This window comes from Microbispora sp. NPDC049125 (genome assembly GCF_040802045.1).
Taxonomy (GTDB): domain Bacteria; phylum Actinomycetota; class Actinomycetes; order Streptosporangiales; family Streptosporangiaceae; genus Microbispora.
In genome coordinates, this window is the sequence record NZ_JBEZDW010000089.1 from 1 (window position 1) to 4,978 (window position 4,978).

Consider the following 4,978-nt stretch of genomic DNA (forward strand, 5'->3'; position numbering starts at 1 on the left):
CCGACAGCACGGTGTTGATCACGGGTGGGACGGGCACGTTGGGTGGGTTGCTGGCCCGGCATCTGGTGACGGTGCGTGGGGTGCGGCGGTTGGTGCTGACCAGCCGGCGTGGTCTGGAGGCTCCGGGTGCGGGTGAGCTGGTCTCCGAGTTGGAGGAGCTGGGTGCGTCGGTCGCGGTGGTGGCCTGTGATGTGGCCGACCGGGACGCGGTGGCCGCACTGCTGGCTGATCATCCGGTGGATGCGGTGGTGCATACCGCGGGGGTGCTGGACGACGGGGTGATCACCTCTTTGACCCCGGAGCGGGTGGAGAAGGTGTTGCGGCCGAAGGTGGATGCGGCGCTGAATCTGCATGAGCTGGCCGGTGATGTGCGGGCGTTCGTGTTGTTCTCTTCGGCGTCGGGGGTGTTCGGCAATCCGGGTCAGGGCAACTACGCGGCGGCGAATGCCTTCCTGGACGGGCTGGCGGCCTATCGCCGTTCTCGTGGGCTTGCCGCCGTGTCGTTGGCGTGGGGGTTGTGGGAGCAGGCGGGAGGCATGGCCGGCGGTTTGGATGCGGCCGATGTGGAGCGGATGGGCCGGGGTGGTGTGGCTCCGCTGAGTGTGGGTCAGGGTCTTGAGTTGTTCGACGCGGCGTTGGGTGCGGATCGGCCGGTGCTGGTGCCGATCCGGTTGGATCTGGCCGCGATGGCGGCTTCGGGGGCGGTGCCGTCGATCATGCGGGGGCTGGTCCGGACACCGGCCCGCCGCACCGTGGACGCCTCGGCCGGAGCCGGAACGGCCCTGGCGGGACGGCTGGCCGAGCTCTCGCCCGCAGAGCAGGACAAACTACTGATCGCCGTCATCCGCACCCAGGCGGCGGCCGTGCTCGGGCATGCCTCAGCCGACGGGATCGAGCCGGGCAAGGCGTTCAAGGAGCTGGGCTTCGACTCCCTCACCGCCGTCGAGCTGCGCAACCGCCTCAACGCGGCCACCGGCCTCCGCCTGCCCGCCACACTGATCTTCGACTACCCGACCCCGGCCGCCCTGGCCGGATATCTGCGCTCGCAGACGCTCCGGCTGAGCGTGACCGCCACGGCACCCGTGGCCGCCGCCGTCACCGACGACGAGCCGATCGCCATCGTCGGCATGAGCTGTCGCTATCCGGGGGGCGTCCGCTCGCCCGAGGACCTGTGGAAGCTGGTCGTCTCCGGCGGCGACGGCGTCACGCCCTTCCCCCGGGACCGGGGCTGGCACCCCGACGCGATGGGGAGCGACGACCCCGACGAGCACGGCACCTCCTACGTCCAGGAGGGCGGTTTCCTGCACGACGCCGCCGAGTTCGACCCGGCCTTCTTCGGCATCTCGCCACGTGAGGCGCTGGCCATGGACCCCCAGCAGCGGCTTCTGCTGGAAGCGTCGTGGGAGGCGTTCGAGCGGGCCGGGGTGGAGCCGGTGACGCTGCGCGGCAGCCGTACGGGTGTCTTCGCCGGCGTGATGTACCACGACTACCTGTCCAGGCTGCCGGTCATCCCCGAGGGGATCGAGGGCTACCTCGGCACCGGCGGCTCGGGCAGCATCGCCTCGGGCCGGGTCGCATACACCTTCGGGCTCGAAGGCCCGGCCGTGACCGTCGACACCGCGTGCTCGTCCTCGCTGGTCGCCCTGCACCTCGCCGCCCAGGCTCTCCGCCAGGGGGAATGCTCCCTGGCTCTGGCGGGCGGCGTCACGGTGATGTCGACGCCTGTCGCCTTCATCGAGTTCAGCCGCCAGAAGGGGCTCGCCTTCGACGGCCGCTGCAAGTCCTTCGCCGCCGCCGCAGACGGCACCGGCTGGTCCGAAGGCGTCGGCATGCTGCTGCTTGAGCGGCTGTCGGACGCCGAACGCAACGGCCACCGCGTCCTCGCCGTCATCCGGGGCAGCGCGGTCAACCAGGACGGTGCTTCGAACGGGCTGACGGCGCCGAACGGCCCGTCGCAGCAGCGGGTGATCGCGCAGGCGCTGGCCAACGCGCGGTTGTCGGTGGCGGATGTGGACGCGGTGGAGGCGCACGGCACGGGCACCGTCCTGGGTGACCCGATCGAGGCGCAGGCGCTTCTGGCGACGTACGGCCAGGAGCGGGACGAGCCCCTCTACCTCGGCTCACTGAAGTCCAACATCGGTCACACGCAGGCGGCGGCCGGCGTCGGCGGGATCATCAAGATGGTCATGGCGATGCGTCACGGCCTGCTGCCCAAGACGCTGCACGTGGACGAGCCCACCCCGCACGTCGACTGGGAGTCGGGGAACATCGAGCTGCTCACCGAGGCCAGGCCGTGGCCCGCGGTCGACCGGCCCAGGCGGGCGGGAGTCTCCTCGTTCGGATTCAGCGGCACCAACGCGCACGTCGTCATCGAGCAGCCCTCAGTGGCCGAGCGCGCGCCGGTGGAGCCGTCGGTCTTCCCGGTGACGCCGTGGGTGCTGTCGGGTAAGAGTGAGGCGGCGTTGCGGGATCAGGCGTTGCGGTTGCGTGCGCATGTGGATGCCGATCCGGAGGTTGTGCCGGCTGATCTGGCGTTTTCGCTGGCGGTGACGCGTTCGCCGTTCGAGCATCGCGCGGTGGTGCTGGGCGGGGACCGTGACGCGCTCGTGGACGGGCTGGGGGTGCTGGCCCGTGGGGAGGCCTCTCCCGATGTGGTTCAGGGTGTCGCCTCCTCGGGCAAGGTGGCGTTCCTGTTCACCGGTCAGGGGTCCCAGCGGGCCGGGATGGGCCGGGAACTGTATGAGACCTACCCCGTCTTCGCCGAGGCGTACGACCGGGTGTGCGCTCATCTGCCGGCCATCGATGGTGAGTCGCTGGATCGTACGGAGTTCACCCAGCCCGCTCTGTTCGCGATCGAGGTGGCGCTGTTCCGCCTGGTGGAGTCGTGGGGCATCGTCCCGGACTTCCTGGCGGGGCATTCCATTGGGGAGATCGCCGCCGCTCATGTGGCCGGCGTTTTGTCCCTGGAGGACGCCTGCACCCTCGTCACCGAACGGGGCCGTCTGATGCAGGCCCTCCCTGAAGGCGGGGCGATGGTCGCCCTGAACGCCTCAGAAGACGAAGTCCAGCCGTATCTGACCGACCGGGTGAGCGTCGCCGCGGTCAACGGCCCCGCATCGGTCGTCATCGCGGGCGAGGAAGAGGCAGTCACCGCGGTGGTCGCGCGGTTCCCCGGCCGCAAGTCGAAGCGGCTGAATGTGAGCCATGCCTTCCACTCGCCGCTGATGGACCCGATGCTGGACGACTTCCGCCGGGTCGCCGAGTCCCTGACGTACAACACCCCGCGGATCCCCATCACCTTCGGCTACGACGCGGACTACTGGGTTGCTCATGTCCGCCGGCCGGTGCGGTTCCTGGACACCATGCGGACGCTGGAAGCCGAAGGAGTACGGGTCTTCCTAGAGCTCGGCCCCGACGCCGTACTGACCGCGATGGGACAGGACTGCGCCGACGGCACCTTCATCCCGGCGCTCCGCAAGGGCAGGCCGGAGGCGGAGACCGTCACCACCGCTCTGGCCCGGCTTCACGTCGCGGGCGTCGCCATCGACTGGGCCGCCCTGTTCCCCGGCGCTCAGCGCGTGGACCTGCCCACCTACGCCTTCCAGCACCAGCGCTACTGGCTGGAGACGCCGGCGCTTCCAAGCGGCGGGCTCGATGCCGCAGGGCTGGGGCTGGACGGCGCGGGCCATCCCCTTCTCGGAGCGGCCGTGCCGCTGGCCGAGGGAGACGGTGCGCTGTTCACCGGCCGCCTCTCCGTGCAGACGCATCCATGGCTGGCCGACCACGTGGTGCTCGGCTCGATCCTGCTCCCTGGCACCGCTTTCGTGGAGCTGGCGATCCTGGCCGGTGACCAGGTCGGCTGCGGCCACCTGGAAGAGCTGACCATCCAGGCGCCGCTGGTCATCCCCGAGGACGGTGGAGTGCAGCTCCAGGTGGTCGTGGGAACGCCTGACGACTCGGGGCGGCGACCGGTGGACGTCTACTCCCGTCCCGAGCGGCGGCCGTGGGGCCACCACGCGTCGGGCACCCTCGTTCCCGCCGGACCGCCCGCCGCATTCGATCTCGCCGTCTGGCCGCCGCCGGAGGCGGTGCCGGTCGATGTCGAGGGGCTGTACGACGCGCTGACCGCAGCCGGTTTCGGGTACGGCCCGGTCTTCGCCGGGCTGCGAGCGGCCTGGCGGCGGGGCGAGGAGATCTTCGCCGAGGTCGCGCTCCCCGAGGACACCGACGTGGCCGGGTTCGGCCTGCACCCGGCGCTGCTCGACGCCGCCCTGCACGGCATCGGGCTCGGGTCGTTCTCCGACGACGACACAGGACGGCTGCCCTTCTCATGGACCGACATCGCCCTGTACGCCTCCGGCGCGACGTCCATCCGTGTACGGCTGTCGCCCGCTGGACGTGACGGCGTCGGGGTGGAAATCGCCGACGGTGCCGGGGCGCCGGTGGCCTCGGTGGGCGGTCTGATGCTGCGGCCGGTGGTGGTCGAGCAGTTGAGCGCGGGGCGTTCGGAGTCGTTGTTCGGGCTTGAGTGGGTGCCGGTGGCCGTGCGGGAGGGTGCGGAGACCGGTGGGTGGGCGTTCGTGGGTGGTGCGGACGGCTACGCCGATTGGGCGGCGTTGGATGAGGCGCTGGTGGATGAGGTGGCTGTTCCTCCCGTGGTGGTGCTGTCGGCTGGTGGCGGTGCCGATGATGATGCCGCGTTGGGGGTTCGCCGGGCGGCGTTGTCGGTGCTGGCTGGGGTGCAGGCTTTCGTGGCTGATGAGCGGTTCGATGAGTCGCGGTTGGTGGTGCTCACCTGCGGTGCGGTGGGGCCGGAGGGTTCGGAGGATCTTGCGGGTGCGGCGGTGTGGGGGCTGGTGCGCTCGGCGCAGGCGGAGAACCCTGATCGGATCGTGCTGGTCGACGCCGACGACCCGTCCGCTGTGGCGGTGGCGGTGGGAGTGGGGGAGCCGCAGGTCGCGGTCCGTGAGGGCAAGGT

Annotated in this window: 1 protein-coding gene; it reads left to right on the plus strand. The window is 70.9% G+C overall.

Features of this window, described 5'->3' with window-relative positions:
* Positions 1 to 38: 38 nt before the first annotated feature.
* Positions 39 to 4,978, plus strand: a 4,940-nt coding sequence (locus AB0B72_RS40000; RefSeq protein ID WP_367745011.1) for a type I polyketide synthase, incomplete at its 3' end; no start/stop codon positions are given.